The organism is Candidatus Eremiobacteraceae bacterium (assembly GCA_035314825.1).
Taxonomy (GTDB): Bacteria; Vulcanimicrobiota; Vulcanimicrobiia; order Eremiobacterales; family Eremiobacteraceae; genus JAFAHD01.
This window is the reverse complement of record DATFYX010000034.1, coordinates 1-15,867: the sequence shown is the minus strand read 5'-3', so window position 1 is coordinate 15,867 and position 15,867 is coordinate 1. Positions and strand designations below refer to the sequence as shown.

Sequence of the window (15,867 nt, the reverse complement as noted above, 5' to 3'; positions counted from 1 at the left end):
GCGCCATGGAAGACATCGATCGGATCACTATCGGCACGCTATTGGACCGGCAAGCCGAACGCTTCGGCGATCGCGAGGCGCTGGTCTACACCGATCGACCGGTGCGCCTCACCTACGCGCAGTTCCGCGACAAAGTCGACGCGATCGCGCGCGGGCTCATGGCGCTGGACATCAAGAAAGGCGAACACGTCTCCGTTTGGGCCTCCAACGTGCCCGAATGGTTGTATCTCCAGTACGCGACCGCGAAGATCGGCGCGGTCCTGGTCACCGTCAACACCGCGTACCGCGCGCACGAGCTGGAGTATCTGCTCAAGCAGAGCGACACGACGACGTTTTTCCTGATCCGCAGCTTCAAAGGCGTCGACTACGTCAAGACGCTGCGCGAAGTGCTGCCCGATCTCGATCGGGCGAAGGTCGGCCACGCCAGTTTCGAGACGCTGCCTAGGCTCAAGCGGCTGCTCTTCATCGGCGACGAGCGCCTGCCGGGCATGCTCAAGTTCTCCGACCTCTACGAGCTGGCGTCGCAGATCAGCCCCGAACAGCTCGCGCAGCGCTCGGCCTCGCTCAACGCGAGCGACGTCATCAACATGCAGTACACCAGCGGCACCACGGGCTTCCCCAAAGGCGTGATGCTGACGCATCGCAACATCGTGCTCAACGCCTATCACGTGAGCGGCTGTCAGAATCTGACCGAGCGCGACCGGTTGTGCTTCCCCGTTCCGCTCTTCCACTGCTTCGGCTGCGTCATGGCGAGCTTGGGCTGCATGACGCGCGGCGCCACCATGGTGCCGATCGAGGTGTTCGAACCGCGCGCCGTGCTCAACGCGATCCACACCGAACGCTGCACGGCCGTCTACGGCGTGCCGACGATGTTCATCGCGGAGCTCGAGCACCCGGAGTTCGCCAGCTTCGATCTGAGCAGCCTGCGCACCGGCATCATGGCCGGGTCGCCTTGCCCGATCGAGGTCATGCGCGCCGTCACCGAGACGATGGGCGCGCGCGAACTGACGATCGCCTACGGGCTCACCGAATCGTCGCCGGTGATCACGCAAACGCGCACCGACGATTCGATCGAGCGCCGCGTGACGACGGTCGGGCGCGCATTGCCGGGCGTCGAGGTCAAAGTGGCCGATCCGGAAAGCGGCGCTGCGCAGCCGCCGGGCACGCCGGGCGAGTTATGCTCGCGCGGGCACGGCACGATGAAGGGCTACTACAAAGACCCGCAGGCGACGGCCAAGGCGATCGACGACGACCGCTGGCTACACTCGGGCGATCTGGCGGTGCTGGACGAGCAGGGCTACGTCAAGATCGTCGGGCGCATCAAGGACCTGATCATCCGCGGCGGCGAGAACGTGTACCCGCGCGAGATCGAAGAGTTCTTGTACGGCCACCCAAAGATCTCGGACGTGCAGGTGATCGGCGTGCCCAGCAAACGCTGGGGCGAAGAAGTGTGCGCGGTCGTGAAGGTCAAGCCGGGCGAAAGTTTGAGCGCGGAGGAAGTCATAGCGTTTTGCGACGGCAAGATCCAACGCCAAAAAGTTCCGGCGCTGGTGATGTTCGTCGAAGGCTATCCGATGACGGCCAGCGGGAAGATCCAAAAGTACAAGCTGCGCGAAGCGGCGGTCGACCAATTCAGCCGGCAGGAGGACGCCGCCGTCCAAACCGCTTAGCGGCGCAGCGTCTCGCGCATCGCGGCGATCGTCCGGTCGATGTCTTGCTCCGTATGCGCGGCGGTCAGGAACATCAGCTCCATCTTCGAGGGCGGCAAGAACACGCCGCGTTCCAGCATCTTCCAATAGTAGCGCGCGTACGCGTCACTATCGGCCTCGGCGGCCTGTTCGTGGTCGCGCGGCGGCGGGCCGGGGCGGAACGCGAAGTCGACCATCGACGCGAGTCGCACGACAGGATAGTCCAGCCCGGCATCGCTCAGCGCCGCCCTCGTACCGTCGGCGAGCCGGCGTGCCAGTTGGTCCAGCCGCGAGTGCAGCGTCGAATCGCCCTCGAGCACGTCCAGAAACGCGTGCGCGGCGGCGACGCAGATCGGATTACCCGCGAACGTGCCTCCTTGGAAGACGTTGCCTTCGGGCGCCAGTGACGCCATGATGTCCTCGCGTCCGCCAAACGCGGCGATCGGTAGGCCCCCGCCCAGCGTCTTGCCGATGCACGTCAGATCTGGAAACACGCCGTAGAGCTGCTGCGCGCCGCCCAGACCGACGCGAAAGCCGGTGATGACCTCATCGAAGATCAGCACGGTCCCGGTGCGCGTGCATGCCTCGCGTACCCGCGCGAGATAGCCCTCCTGCGGCAGCACCAACCCCATGTTCCCCGCGATCGGCTCCAGGATCAGCGCGGCGCTGGTTTCGGGCTCGAGCGTGCGCTCGATCGCCGCCGCGTCATTGAACGACAACACGGCGACGTCGTCCATCGCGGCGCGGGTCACGCCGCACGCAAGCGTCGGCGCCGAGTTCGAGGACGCGCCGGCGGAAAAGATCATCTCGTCACTGTGGCCGTGATAGTGGCCGCGCAAGCGAACGATGCGCTCGCGGCGCGTGAACGCGCGCGCCACCCGCACCGCGCTCATGCACGCCTCGGTGCCGGTGTTGACGAAACGCATGCGCTCCAACGAGGGCATGTGCACGGCGAGACGCTCGGCGAGCCTGATCTCCTCCGGATGGGTCGCCCCGAACACGGCGCCGCGCTCTAGTGCAGCGCTTACCGCCGCGGTCACGGCCGGGTGCGCGTGACCTAACAACACCGGACCGTAGGCGCACAGGTAGTCGATGTACTCGCGCCCGTCCACGTCGTAGACGTGGCTGCCGCGCGCGCGCGCCAACGGCGGCGGCGGCGCGCCCACAGCCCGGCCCGCGCGCACCGGAGAATCAACGCCACCGGCGATGAAGCGCGTGGCGCGTTCGAAGAGCTCCTCGGAGTGCCGCAGGCGCCGGACTATTTCAATCGCCCGACTAACGCGCTGGAGATCGAAGTGACGCGTCAGCCGCGGCGCGCACGCCGCCGAGCCGGCGCAGCGAGCGCGAGCTCAGCGCGCTCGAATTGCCCAGCGCCTCGATCATCTCGACGTAGCGCGTGAGATCCTCGTGGCGCACCAGCCCGAGATAGTCGCCGCGTTCGTCGACGACGATGATGCAGCGCAGCGGACTCGCCGGCATGGCGCTGATGAGCACCAGCGCATCGCAATCGGCGTCGAGCGTCGGCTGGCCGCCGGTGCGCGACATGACGTTGGAGATGGAAGTCGCTTCGGCGTCGGCGGTCGGCACGCGAGCGACGTCGACGTCCGACACCAGGCCCGCGAGCCGTTCGCCGAACATCACCGCGATGATGCGCGACGAGGCGCCGGCGCGCAGCAGACCGGCGGCGGTGGCGACCGAATCCGAGGTCTGCAGCACGGGGACGTCGCGCGCGCACAGGTCCTTGACCGTCAGGCCCTCCAACGCGGTGCGCATGATGATCGCGCGATATGCGCCCTCGGCGAGGCCAGCGAGCAGCCACCCGATGAGCACGACCCACATGCCATCGATGACGTCGCCGCGCAGCAGCAGCCACACGCCGCCTGCGGCGATCAGATACGCGAAGGCCTTGCCCGCGGTCGTCGCGCGCCGCGTGGCCGCGACGACGTTGCCCGACAACTTCCACAGCAATCCGCGCAGCACCATGCCGCCGTCCATCGGATAGCCGGGAAGCGCGTTGACCAAGAACAGCAGCGCGTTCGCCGCGCCGAGGTTGATGAGCAACAACGCAGCCTGTGGATTGGCGCGCATCACGGCGGCGCCACCGGCCAGGAACGCGCTGGCGAGCACGGCGCTGACCGCGGGACCGCCGAGACCGATCGCGATATCGTCGCTGGGATCGTTGGGCGCGCCGCCGACGTGCGCGAGCCCCCCGAACAAGTACAGCGTGACCCCGGTGACCGTCAGCCCTCGGCTGCGAGCGACCAGCGCATGGCCGAGCTCGTGCGCGAGAATCGATACTCCGGCCAGTCCCGATACGATGATTGCCACCGCCAGACGCTCCAAAGGACCGGCCGCGGGCGTGACGACGGGCAAATATCCGTACGCGAGAATGCTGGTCAGGGCGCCGAAGACGATCAGCGTGGAGTAGTGGGCGCGTATTTCGATGCCGGCAAGGCGGCCTAACGTCATCATAGGGGCTGTCCTACGCGATTCGGCGGGCGTGTAACGAAACCCGTGGCTTCATAGTCGTAGGGGCAGGAGGAAGTTGCTCACGCTTCCTCCATGTCTTTTCGCGGGACAAGCAGCTCGGCGCATGGAAGCGCGGCGGCGTGCCCGAGCCTGCAGCGGTCGGATTGATTCGACCGTTCGTCGTCGTCGCAAACCGCTGGGCCGGTGGCGGCAAAGCCCACGGCCTGATCGGCGAGGTCGAGCGCGCGCTGCGCGCGCCGGCGATCGCGATCGTCGAACCCGATTTCACGCCCGCGTTTCCGGCGCGTCTCAACGAGGCGCTCGCGTCGGCATCCGCTGCGTTGATGGAGCGGTCGAATTCATTCGACCGCCCGCTGCTCGTCTGCATCGGCGGCGACGGCACGCTGTCGCTCGCCTTCGATGCGCTCGCGTCACCCGATAATGCGACGCTCGCGATTATCCCGTGCGGTTCCGGCAACGATCTTGCATTGATGCTCGGCATCCGAAAAGGCCGCGCAGCCTTCGACGTCTTGCGCGATGGCGCCGAGCGCCGGATCGACTACGGCACCGTCAATGGGCGGCGCTTCATCAACTGCGTCGGCATGGGGTTAGACGCCGAGGTGGCGGCGATGGCAGCACAGATCCGCAAGAGCGGTCTGGCGAAGGGGCTTTCGTACTACATGGCAGCGGTGCGCGGCCTGCTGATGGTCAAGCCCGTGGCCGCGATGGTGGTCACGCACGACGTCGAATTGCGCTTTGCAGATCTCGTGATGCTGACGGTCGGCAACGGCGCTTGGTATGGCGGCGGATTTCACGGCGCCCCCGACGCGAGTCTCGAGGACGGCGCGTTCGACTGCTACGCGTTTCGCGACGTCGTTGGGCTGCCGGCGCGCTTCGGCCTGATGCAGCGCATCCGCACCGGCGCGCACGCGGACGAGCCCAACGTCACGTCACTTCGCGCGAGCCACCTCGAGGTAGCTTTCGAAAGACCGGTCGCGATGCACGTGGACGGCGAGCTCGCACTGGTGCAAAGCGCGAAGATCGAGTTGGTGCCGCGCGGCGCGCGGGTCATAGCGCCGGTCGAATAAATTCGACCGCTCCATAGGCCTCGAAGCGCTATTGCATCGACCAGTCGTAGGTGTTCCAATACGCCGAGGTGGCCGGCGACGGTTTGAAGCCATGGAACTTGTCGCTGATGACGTCGATGCGACGGTCGTGGAACACGAAGATCGTCGGCGCTTGCTCGATGAGCTCGTGCTCGATGATCGAGTAGTCCTTGATGCGGCGCGCTTGATCGAAGGTGCCGAGCGTGTCCTTCTCCGCGTCGTCAAGCTTCCTATCGCACCAGAACAGATCGTTCTGGCCGGCGGGCGGGAATTGATCGCAGTCGTAGAGCGATGAGTTGTCCGGGTCGACGCCGCTCGACCAGGCGAAAAAGGCCATCTGGAATTTGCCGCTGTTGATGATGCCGCCCGTCTGCGCCGGCCCGAAATACAGCGATGCAGGGTAGGTCTTCTGAGACACGGCGACGCCGACATCGTGCAGTCGCTGCTGGACCAACGTAGCGACCTGGGTACCGAGGACGTCGCCGCTCACATAGGAGAACTGCAGCTCGAGCCGCTTGCCGTTCTTCTGGCGGATCCCATCGGGTCCGACCGTCCAGCCGGCCTCGTCGAGCAGCGCACGCGCGGCGGCCGGATTGTTGTCGTAAAACGGCAAGTCGTGCGGATAGGCCCAGCTGTACGGTGCGATATCGGATGTCGCGGGCTGGTAGACGTCGTGCGTGACGGTGTGCGCCATGCTCTTGCGATCCATCGCGTATTCGACGGCCTTGCGCACGCGCGGGTCGGCCAGCATCGGATCCTTCACGTTGAAGTCGATGTGCGCGAACAAGTTCTGCTCCGAGACCAAGACTTGGTAGCCTGGAATCGTCTTCAGCTGATCGTACAGGTTCGCCGACGCGCGAAACCACGCATCGATCTCGTGCGTCTGCAGCAGCACCTTGATGGTGTTCGTGCTCGCGACGAACTTGAAGATGATCTTCGAGAGCTTGGGCGGCCCACGCCAATAATCGGGATTGGCGACCAGCGCGATGTGGTCGCCGTGCTGCCACTCGGTGATCTTGAACGGCCCCGAACCGATGGGCAGCGAGTTGTACGGCAGCTGGTTGACGTTGGGATACTGCGCGAGCAGATGCGCCGGCATGACGGGGAATCCGCCCTGCTGGCACATGAAGTACGCGATGATCGGCGAGAATACGCGCTTCATGTGGACGACGACCGTGAAGTCGTCGGGCGTGTCGATCGTCTTGATCTGATCGTAGCCGGTGCGCACCTGCACGTTGTTGGCGGGATTCATGATGGCGTGAAACGTGAACGCCACGTCCTTGGCGGTGAGCGGCACGCCGTCTTGCCACTTGACCCCGTGGCGCATGTGATAGATGATCGTCAAACCGTCGCGCGAGATCCCGCCGTTGGCAAGCGTCGGAACTTCCAGCGCCAGCTCTGGCGCAAAGTTCAGTTTGTCGTCGTAATTGAAGAAGAACGAGAACGCCATGTACTCGAGGTCGGCCACGGTCGCTTGCGTGGTAATCAAAGGGTTGAGCGAATCCGGCTCCTGGATATCGGCGTAGCGCAGCACGCCGGGGATCGAGCCGCCGCCGCCCTCGGGCGCGGTGGTGCTTTGCGATACTTTGCTGCACGATACCAGCGCCAGCGCGGCGAGCATGACGACTGCAAGCGCAACCGCGAAGCGCAACGCGATCTGTTTCATTTCATCTCCCATTCCCAGGAATTCCAGTTGCTCGTGGTCGCCGGCGCCGGCTTGAAATTCTCAAAGCCGTCGGCAGTCACGAAGATCTGGCGCTGGAAGTACACGATGATGGTGGCCGATTGCGCGGCGATCTCCTTTTGGATGATCGAATAGTACTTCTTGCGCACCCTTTGGTCGTAGCTGGAAAGCGCGCCCTTCTCTGCGGCGTCAAGCGCCGGGTCCGACCAATACAGCGAGTTCTGGCCCGCGGGCGGAATGTTGTAGGTTGTGTAGATCGACTCGTCGTCGCCCGGATCCACGCCCGCGACCCACGAGTACCACGCCGCGTCGTACTTGCCCGCGAGCAGGATGCCGCCGCGCTGATAGTTGTCGAAATACAGCGCGGTCGGGTAGTTCTTGATGGACGCCTCGGCACCGATGCGCCGGAAATCCTCTTGTAATATCTGTTCGACGGCCTCACCGGTCTTGTTGCCGGTCGCCGCCGCGAGGTCGAACGCGAGGCGCTGGCCGTTCTTCACGCGCACGCCGTCTGGCCCGAGCTTCCAGCCCGCCGCGTCGAGCAGCGCGGCCGACTGCGCGGGATCGTAGTCGTAGTGCGCGACGTCCGGCTCGTACGCCCACGAGAACGCCGGCAAGTCCGAATACGCCGCGATGTGCACGTCGTACGTGACGTCGTGGATGATCTTCTGACGGTCGATCGCGTGCGCGAGCGCTTGGCGCACGCGCAGGTCTTGGAACAGCGGGTTCTTCTGGTTCAGGTCGAGGTGCGAATACACCAGTGCGGGCTCGAGCTGGACGCGGAAACCGTCCGCCGGCAGATCGCGGATCTGCGGATACAGGCCGGAGGGCGCTCGGAACCACGCGTCGATCTCGTGCGTGCGCAGCTGCGTGAGGATGGTCGTCTCCGCCGGGATCACCTTGTAGATGATGCGCTTGAGCTTGGGCGGTCCGCGCCAGTAATCGGCATTGGCCTCAAGCTCGACGCGATCGCCGTGGATCCACTTCACGAACTTGAACGGGCCGGTGCCGATCGGATCGGTGTTGAACGGCACGCGGTTGATGTCGGCGTATTTCTCGAGGATGTGCGCCGGCAGCACCGGGTACAGTCCGCTCTCGCAGAAGTAGGTCGCGACCGCCGGCGCGTAGATATCTTTCAGATGGAAGCGCACGGTATGGTCGTCGACCGCCTCAACGCTCGCGACGCGATCCCAGCCGCGGCGCGTCTGCACGTTGTTCGCCGGATTGAGGATCGCATGAACGGTGAACACGACGTCGTGCGCGGTGAATGGCGCGCCGTCGTGCCACTTGACGCCCTGGCGCAGATGGTAGGTGAGGGTGAGGCCGTCCTTGCTGATGCCGCCGTTCGCATACGTCGGCACCTCCGTCGCGAGCTCGGGGACGAAGCGCATCTTGTCGTCGAGGTTGAAGAAGAATCCGAAGATGAACATGTCCATGTCGGTGCCCACGGCCACCAGCCGCAGCAGCGGATTCATGGAGATAGGTTCTTCGATGTCGGCGTAGCGCAACGTGCCCGGAATCGTCTGCGAGCGCGCCGGAGCGTTCGTGCTCTGCGAGACTTTGCTGCAGCCGTTGACGAGCAGCGCCGCGAGCGCGGCGCACGCGATCGCCTGCGTCCGCCTGACTACTTCATCTCCCATTCCCACGTGTTCCAGTTGCTGGTCGTCGCGGGCGCGGGTTTGAAGTTCAGGAAATTCGTCGACGTCACGAAGATCTGGCGCGAATAATACTCGACGATCGTGTACGCCTGGGCCGCGAGCTCCTTTTGGATCACCGAGTAGTATTTCTTGCGCGTGTTCTGGTCGTAGGTCGACAAGGCGGCTTTTTCCGCCTGATCGATGAGCGGGTCGACCAAGTACAGATCGTTCTGGCCGACAGGCGGGATCTCGTAGCTCGCATACAGCGACTCGTTGTCCGGATCGGCGCCCGCGACCCATGCGTAAAACGCCGCGTCGTAGTTGCCGCGCGTCAGGATGCCGTTCTGCTGATATGGGGCGAAGAAGAGCGCCGCCGGATAATTCTTGATCGAAGCGTCGATGCCGATGGCGCGCAGATCTTGCTGCACCAGCGCTTCAGTCGCCTCGCCGTTCTTGCCGCCGGCGACCGTGTTCAGCGTGAACGCGAGTCGCTGGCCGTTCTTCACCCGCACGCCGTCGGCACCGGGCGTCCACCCCGCCTCGTCAAGCAGCTGCCGCGCCTTCGCCAGATCGTAGTCATAGTGCGCGACGTCCGGATCGTATGCCCACGAAAGTTTGGGCGTGACGCTGTAGCCGATCTCGTGGACATCGTGCGTGATGTCGTGGACGATCTTCCTGCGGTTGATGGCATAGGCGATCGCCTGGCGCACTTTGAGATCGTCGAAGAGCGCGTTCTTCTGGTTGAGGTCGAGATGCGCGTACAGCAGCGACGGCTCGAGCTCGATCCGGTAGCCGAGCGCGGGCAGCTCTTGGATCTCGGGATAGAGGTTCGATCCCGCGCGGAACCACGCGTCGAGCTCGTGCGTGCGCATCTGCGTGAGAATTGTGTTCTCGGTGGGGATGAAACGCTCGATGATACGTTTGAGTTTGGGCGCGCCGCGCCAGTAATCAGGATTGGCCTCGAGCTCGACGTGGTCGCCGTGCACCCACTTGACGAACTTGAACGGCCCGGTGCCGATCGGCTGCGTGTTGAACGGCACCTGATTGAGGTTGGGGTACTTCTCGAGAAGGTGCGCCGGCAGGACCGGGAAGTTGCCGCTCTCGGCGAAGTACGTCGCGACCGCGGACGCATAGATCTTCTTGAGATGGAATTTGACGGTGTAGTCGTCGGGCGCTTCGACGCTGGCGATGCGATCCCAACCGACACGCGTCTCGACGTTGTTCGCCGGATTGAGGATGGCGTGCGTCGTGAAGACGACGTCGTGCGAGGTGAACGGCACGCCGTCGTGCCACTTCACGCCTTTGCGCAGATGATAGGTCAGCGTCAGCCCGTCCTTGCTGATGCCGCCGTTCTCGTAGCTCGGCACGTCCGTGGCCAGCTCCGGCACCCAGTGCATCTTGTCGTCGAGATTGAAGAAAAAACCGTACATGAACATGTAGAGATCGATGCTCGTCGCGGTGAGCGTGAGCAGCGGATTCATGGTCGTCGGCTCTTCGATCTCCGCGTAGCGCAGCGTGCCCGGGATCGTCGTGCTGGCCGGCGGCGTGTTGGTGCTCTGCTGAACTTTGCTGCAGCCGGAGGCGACGACAAGCGCGCCCGCCGTGAAAGCGAGCGCAAGCGTACCGAAGAGACGCGTTATTGGCCGGCGCCGCCCGAGGGCGGGGGCACCACCACCGTGATGCTGCCCTTCATCGATTGATCGGTCATGCTCGAATAGGCGAACGTGCCCGCCATCGCGGCGACCCACGTCCAGCGTCCCCCGTTGGGCGCGATCATGCCCGAGTCGAAGGCGCCCGGCGACGTGACCGAGTGCGGCTGCGAGTCCTCGTTTGTCCATGTGACGACCGTCCCCAAGTTGACCGAGATGTTGCCGGGCTTGAACGAGTTCTCGCCGCGGCTGCCGACGATGGCGATATTGACGACAGGCGAATTGCTGTGCTGTTGGCAGGCGGCCAGTCCGGCGACGGAAACGAGCACGCACGCAGCGAGCAGACAAGCGCGGCGGAGGGACGGCTGCATGTGTGCTCGGTTCTTATCTATTCGCGATGATGCCTTCCGCGAAGTAGAGGTTCTGCTGCGCGGTGTACAAGGCGAACAGCGCGTTCACGTAGTCGCCGCGCGCTTTGGTGAGTCCGGTCTCCGCGTTGAGCAGCAGCGGCAAGGTCGTCACGCCGGCTTTGTATTGCGCGTTGGTGACGTCGAGCACGGTCTGCGCCTGCGAGAGCTCGACTTGTGCCGACGTGACTCCGGCGAGCGCCGTCTGCGCCGACAGATATGCTTGTCTGACGGTCAGCGACACGGCCAGCTGCGTCGAGAGGAGATCTGCCTGCGCCGTTTCGCTGTTCGCTTCGGCCGCCGCGATCTGACCGTTGGTGAGCCCGCTGTCGTACAGCGGCATGGTGGCGCTCAACCCGAACGAATAGCTGCTCGTCCAGCTGCCGCCGTTGGTCACGAGATTGCCGGCGCTGTCGATGCCCGACGTGGCCGAGCCGACGCTGCCATTCGCGGTGATGATCGGATAGCGGCCCGCACGCGCCGCCCGGACGCCGCGCTCCGCCGCCGTCAGCGCGGCATTTGCCGACTGCAGATCTGTGCGCCGCGCGAGCGCAGTCGCTTCGACCGTCGCGTAGGCGGGCAATAGCGGAGCGGTCTGCTCGAACGACTCCGACAGCGTGACCGGCGTGTCGGATGAGAGTCCCATCGCGTTGAGCAGCGATGCGATCTGCGATTGCTCGCCGTTGGCCGCCTGCGCCTCAGCGAGCTCCGCCTGCGCGACCGGGAGCTGCGCGGTGAGCACATCGGCCCGCGAGGCCACGCCCGCCCGGAACTGCGCTTCAACCAATTGCTCTTGCACCTGGGCGAGCTTGGTGTTCGCGACCGCGACTTGATACGTATAGCGCGCTTGCAGCGCAGCGTAATAGAACGATGCGACGTTGAACAACACCGTGTCCACTTGGCGCAGCTCGCTCAACTGCGCCGCATCGCGGCTGAACTTGGCTTGGCTGATGCGCGCGTAGGTCGCGCCGCCATCGAAGATCAGCTGCTTGATCGTGATCGCCGCGTTGTTCGAAGTGAAGATGCTCGGGATCACGCCGCCGACGGTGGTGCCGGAGCGCAACTGACCCTTGTTGCGGCCGAAGTTGGCGTCCGCGGACAGATTCGGGAAGGCCGCGCTGTTCGCCGTCTCGAGCTGCGCGCCGGCGAGATCGGCTGTCGCGCGCGCGAGCGCCAGTTGCGGCGACTGCTTGACGGCGATCATCTTCGCGTCGTGCAGCGACAGCGGCACGGGCGAGCTGGCGTTCGGAATACCGTACTTCCCGGACGTGTCGGGCGGATACGTCTCGAGATTCGCAGGGATGCCCAGGGGTACGGGCGTGGCGGCCATCGCGGGCGCCGGCGTCGGCGTCGGCGTCGGCGTCGGCGTCGGATGCGCCGAGCTCCCTGCGAGTGACGGCGACGCCGCCGCAAGCGCGACGGCGCAGGTCACAGTCGCAAAAAATCGGATCATACGGTTTCCTTTGTCGTCACTGAGAGGTTCGTGAAGATGATGGCGCTGGGCCCTCGGGGGAACCTACCACGCTGACGACCGAGCCGTCCTGCAATGCGTCCGGACGCTGCGTGATGACCTGGGTGCCGGGCTCGATGCCCGTGACCTCGACCCGGTCCGCCGTCTGCAGGCCGGTCGTCACCGGCACCGACTTGGCCTTGCCATCCACCACGACGTAGACCGCGTTGCCGGTCTCGGTCTGATAGAGCGCGATGCGCGGCAGGATCACGACATTGCGATGCGTGGCTTGTTGGAAATTGCCGTTGGCGACCATGCCGGCGCGCAGCGTGTAGTCGTCGTTGGGCACGACGATGTGCGTCAGATAGCTCAGCGTGCCAGACGACGCTGCGGCGTTGACGACGTCGACTTTCGCGTGCCAGGCGCGGCCCGGCAGCGTGTCGATGGTGACCGTGACCGGCGTGCCCGCCCGCACGTACGCCAGATCGTCGTCCGGAATCCCGACGTTGATCCAAGCCGGATTGAGCTGCGACACGGTCACGAGCGGCGTGCCGGGGCTTGCAAGCGCGCCTCTGTCAACGCTGCGCGCGGTGACGATGCCGTCGAAGGGCGCGGTGACGTTGGTCTGTGCGATCTGCGTGTTGATCGCGTCGAGCGCGGCCTGAGCCGTGCCGATGTCCGCCATCGCAGAGCTGTTGCCGGACTGCAGGTTCGCGTTCTGCGCGGTCACTTCGGCGGCTCGCAGCGCGGCGTCGGCCGATGCCGCCTGGCTCTGCGCTTGGTCGAGCGAGGTCTTCGAGACATAGCCTTGCTTGTACAGCGTCTGATTGCGGGCCAGGTTCGCGTCGGCGTTCTGCGCGGCGACGCGGGCCGAGGTCAGATTCGCATTCGCGGTCGCAGACCCGCCGACGTCGCTCGCGCGCACGCTTTGCAGTTTGGCGGCGGCCTGCGCGGCTTGCGCTTGCAGGGTGCTGTCGTCGATCTTCACGAGCAGTTGGCCGGCGCGCACGCGCTCGCCGAGCGCGACGTAGACCTCTTTGACGTTCCCCGACGCGACCGAGGACAAGACCGCTTGCTGGCGCGGCGCGACGACGCCGGTCAACGTGAACGTCGCGGTGATGTCGCCGCGCGAAGCCACCTGCACCGAGACGGGCAAGCCTTGTACCTTCTTCGGAGCGGGCTTGGCGCACGCGCCGAGGCTCAGCGCGACGGCCGCGGCCAGCATGCCGGCTGCCGCGATGCGTGCCATTGAACCATTGATCAAACGACCGGGTCTCGTACTCATTCCTCCACCATTTCCGAGCCTGCAGCTCTTTCTACCGCTACTGCGCCGGACGGGTCAGTGTTTCGCATCGTGCGGCGCGTGCGAGCGGCTGGCGTCGACCACCCTCGTCAAGACATCGCGCAGACCGCGCTGCAGGTCTTCGGGCAGATGCGCGATCGCGGGCGGCGGCTGCGCGACCAGCACGCTGTAGCGCTGCTGCAGCCGGGCTCCGGCGGCGGTGACCGCCAGCATGCGCATGCGCCGGTCGTTGGGCACGCTGTGACGGCTCACCAGGCCCCGCGCTTCGAGCCGGTCGACCAGCCCGGTGACGCTTGAGGCGTCGCACGCCAGCGTCTCGGCCAGCTCGCTCATCGAACGCGGTCCCTCACAGCTGAGCACGTACAAGGCATGCGCCTGCTGCTTGGTCAGGTCGAACTCGGCGGCGGCGCGTTCGAAATGGTGGCGCTGGGATTGGAAGATCTCGATCATGAGCTGCCACGCCTGCGCGCCCGAGGATCGTACGCCGTTGCCGCGCGCGCCGTTGCTGCGTTTGGATGTGTCCATCGAAGAGGCGCGGCTTCCGGCGGCGGCGATGCGAGTCCTTTATATCTGCAACAATCGAGAATCCAAACAGTTCCGTCGGCGCGCGGGGCGGAGACGAATGGGAAGAGCATACACCACGTTGAATGTGAATGTCATGAGCCCCGAGCTTCGCCTTCGTCTCGGCTGGGCGGCGGTTTTCGTACTGTTCGTCGGCGCGGCCGTGCTGTTCGCCATCGACGTCGCGCGTTGGAACGGCGGCGCGGGCGTCAGGTACGGCAGCGCGACGATCGGCGCGCCCGCGCCGGACACGCGCTTCGTCACGCTTGACGGCGCGAACGCGTCGCTGCGCGACTATGCGGGCAAACCGCTGTTGGTCAACTTCTTCGCCACCTGGTGCACGCCGTGCAAGGCGGAGCTGCCGCTGATCCAGTCGCGCTACGTGCAATTGCGCGCACGCGACCTCGAGGTGCTCGGCGCCGACCAGCAAGAGAGCGCGTCACAAGTGCGCGCGTTCGTCGCCGCGCAGGGCGTCACGTATCCGACGGTGATCGATCAGGGCGCCGCCATCGACGCCTACGGCGGCGAGGCGATCCCCATGTCGCTGTTCATCGACCGGCGAGGGGTGCTGCGCGCTGTGCACGTCGGCGAGATGAACGCCGCGATGCTCGACGCCGACCTCCAGAAGATCCTGTAATCTACGCGGCGCCGTTCTTCTTCGCTTTTGATGCGAGCCACTCGCCGGCCGCACGCGCATCTTTGATCTGCGCTTTGGCCACTGCGATGTAGCGGGGACAGTCGGGCCCATCGGGTTCGTGACAATAGCCGCGCACGCACGTCGCGCCCGCATCTTTGAAGAGCTCGGGATCTTCGCGTTTGAGGATGCGCAAGACTTGGAACGACATCTCGCGGATCTCCCACTGCGCCATGTTGCACGTGCGCAGGGTCAAGAATTCATACCACGCGCGCGCATTGCCGGACACGACGAGCTGGCTGGCCGTCGCGTTGGGCAAGATGAAGCGCGCATCCTCACCCGGTATGCCGGCGTCCAGCATCGACTGATACATGGCGCCGATCTCGCCCATGAGCTCGTCGAACTTGGTCGAGACATCCGGCAGCGACGCGATCTTCTTCGGCTTCACGAAGGGAAACTCGGCGTTCTTGAACGCGAGATAGCGCTGGCTTTGCTGGTCGAATTGGAGATGGCGGTGGCGCACGAGCTGATGCGTCGCGGCACGCGACAGTCCGGTCACTCCGAACACGTAGATATTATGTTCCAGCGTCGAGTGATGGCCCGCAGAACGCACGCGGTCCACGGTCTTAAGCATATCTTGAGGTTTGCTGCGCCAGCGTTCGACGATCGCCTCCGGCGCGTTTGCTGAGTAGCAGGTACGAGCTGCGGTGGCCGTCATCGCGGTCGGCGACGGGGACTTCTCCAGCAGGGTCACGCGCACGGTCACTTCGGGCATAGCGGGACGCGTTTCGCCTTGCGGAGCGGGCTGTCCGCCTGTGCGCGAAACGTCTTACAGAAGCACCCGGATGCGTGCATGTCTAACAGGGGCGGCGGGAAAGAACGCGCGGGTTGGGTAAACGCTTGATGGTATGGGGGGTCCGGCCCCGCATGCTCGCTTTTCAGTAACTCGGCGAGCCGGGACAGTCCCCGACCATTAGAGGACACCACTTTAGGAGGACATGACTTGAAGAGAGTTCACACCAGTTTCGCGGTGGCAGCGCTGGCGGTAGCCGGCATGCTCTTCGCGACGGCGCCGACCCTGGCGCAGGGCAGCGATCAGCTTGTTGCCCCGCAAGTGGTGGCCGATTCGATGGGATCCATGAATTTCGGCTCGCCGCCGTCCGGCGAGATTCCCATCCTTTATAACGACCACCACGTCTATGCCAACCCCAGCGAGCTCAAGCAGAACCGCACCCTCGCCGCCCTCGTCAAGAACGGCGTGATCCTCGTGCCCCTGCGC

Annotated in this window: 14 protein-coding genes; 4 read left to right on the top strand and 10 right to left on the bottom strand. The window is 65.1% G+C overall.

Annotated elements, in window-relative coordinates; genetic code table 11:
* The first annotated feature begins 5 nt into the window (after positions 1-5).
* Complete coding sequence (locus VKF82_04640; GenBank protein ID HME81343.1) at positions 6-1,670, top strand: AMP-binding protein; 1,665 nt, start codon at positions 6-8, stop codon at positions 1,668-1,670.
* Here the strand turns inward: VKF82_04640 and VKF82_04635 are convergent.
* Together VKF82_04635 and VKF82_04630 are read right to left on the bottom strand one after the other, a co-directional pair.
* Positions 1,667-2,938, bottom strand: coding sequence for a glutamate-1-semialdehyde 2,1-aminomutase (locus tag VKF82_04635; GenBank protein ID HME81342.1), 1,272 nt, complete (start codon positions 2,936-2,938; stop codon positions 1,667-1,669). The genes VKF82_04640 and VKF82_04635 overlap by 4 nt on opposite strands.
* A 25-nt stretch (positions 2,939-2,963) precedes the next feature.
* Positions 2,964-4,160: a site-2 protease family protein gene (locus VKF82_04630; protein ID HME81341.1), complete on the bottom strand. Its 1,197-nt coding sequence runs from the start codon at positions 4,158-4,160 to the stop codon at positions 2,964-2,966.
* 137 nt (positions 4,161-4,297) lie between these two features.
* Between VKF82_04630 and VKF82_04625 the strand changes: the two genes are divergently transcribed.
* Positions 4,298-5,245 carry a YegS/Rv2252/BmrU family lipid kinase gene (locus VKF82_04625; protein ID HME81340.1) on the top strand — a complete coding sequence of 316 codons (948 nt, stop codon included), beginning with the start codon at positions 4,298-4,300 and terminating at the stop codon, positions 5,243-5,245.
* A gap of 28 nt (positions 5,246-5,273) precedes the next feature.
* Here VKF82_04625 and VKF82_04620 read toward each other — a convergent pair whose 3' ends face one another.
* The 7 genes from VKF82_04620 to VKF82_04590 all read right to left on the bottom strand — a co-directional run bounded on the left by VKF82_04620 (position 5,274) and on the right by VKF82_04590 (position 13,918).
* Positions 5,274-6,929, bottom strand: a complete 1,656-nt coding sequence (locus VKF82_04620; protein ID HME81339.1) for a peptide ABC transporter substrate-binding protein — start codon at positions 6,927-6,929, stop codon at positions 5,274-5,276.
* Entirely contained in the window at positions 6,926-8,587 is a 1,662-nt protein-coding gene (locus tag VKF82_04615; protein ID HME81338.1) for a peptide ABC transporter substrate-binding protein, read from the bottom strand. Before VKF82_04615 ends, VKF82_04620 begins: the two co-directional genes overlap by 4 nt.
* Positions 8,572-10,065, bottom strand: a complete 1,494-nt coding sequence (locus tag VKF82_04610; protein HME81337.1) for a peptide ABC transporter substrate-binding protein — start codon at positions 10,063-10,065, stop codon at positions 8,572-8,574. The genes VKF82_04615 and VKF82_04610 overlap by 16 nt, the downstream gene beginning before the upstream one ends.
* A 155-nt stretch (positions 10,066-10,220) precedes the next feature.
* On the bottom strand, positions 10,221-10,604 hold the full coding sequence (locus tag VKF82_04605; GenBank protein ID HME81336.1) for a hypothetical protein: 384 nt from the start codon (positions 10,602-10,604) through the stop codon (positions 10,221-10,223).
* Between the two features lie 13 nt (positions 10,605-10,617).
* The gene (locus VKF82_04600; GenBank protein ID HME81335.1) at positions 10,618-12,093 is read right to left on the bottom strand and encodes a TolC family protein; all 1,476 of its coding nucleotides are present in this window, start codon (positions 12,091-12,093) and stop codon (positions 10,618-10,620) included.
* Positions 12,094-12,109: 16 nt separating this feature from the next.
* Complete coding sequence (locus VKF82_04595; GenBank protein HME81334.1) at positions 12,110-13,339, bottom strand: efflux RND transporter periplasmic adaptor subunit; 1,230 nt, start codon at positions 13,337-13,339, stop codon at positions 12,110-12,112.
* Between the two features lie 90 nt (positions 13,340-13,429).
* The gene (locus VKF82_04590; protein ID HME81333.1) at positions 13,430-13,918 is read right to left on the bottom strand and encodes a MarR family transcriptional regulator; all 489 of its coding nucleotides are present in this window, start codon (positions 13,916-13,918) and stop codon (positions 13,430-13,432) included.
* Positions 13,919-14,051: 133 nt separating this feature from the next.
* On the opposite strand from VKF82_04590, the gene VKF82_04585 reads away from it, so the two are divergent.
* Positions 14,052-14,591, top strand: coding sequence for a TlpA disulfide reductase family protein (locus tag VKF82_04585; protein HME81332.1), 540 nt, complete (start codon positions 14,052-14,054; stop codon positions 14,589-14,591).
* A 1-nt stretch (position 14,592) separates the two neighbouring features.
* Here the strand turns inward: VKF82_04585 and thyX are convergent, their stop codons facing one another.
* Complete coding sequence (gene thyX, locus VKF82_04580; GenBank protein HME81331.1) at positions 14,593-15,363, bottom strand: FAD-dependent thymidylate synthase; 771 nt, start codon at positions 15,361-15,363, stop codon at positions 14,593-14,595.
* A gap of 228 nt (positions 15,364-15,591) precedes the next feature.
* On the opposite strand from thyX, the gene VKF82_04575 reads away from it, so the two are divergent.
* Positions 15,592-15,867, top strand: a 276-nt coding sequence (locus tag VKF82_04575; GenBank protein HME81330.1) for a hypothetical protein, incomplete at its 3' end; no start/stop codon positions are given.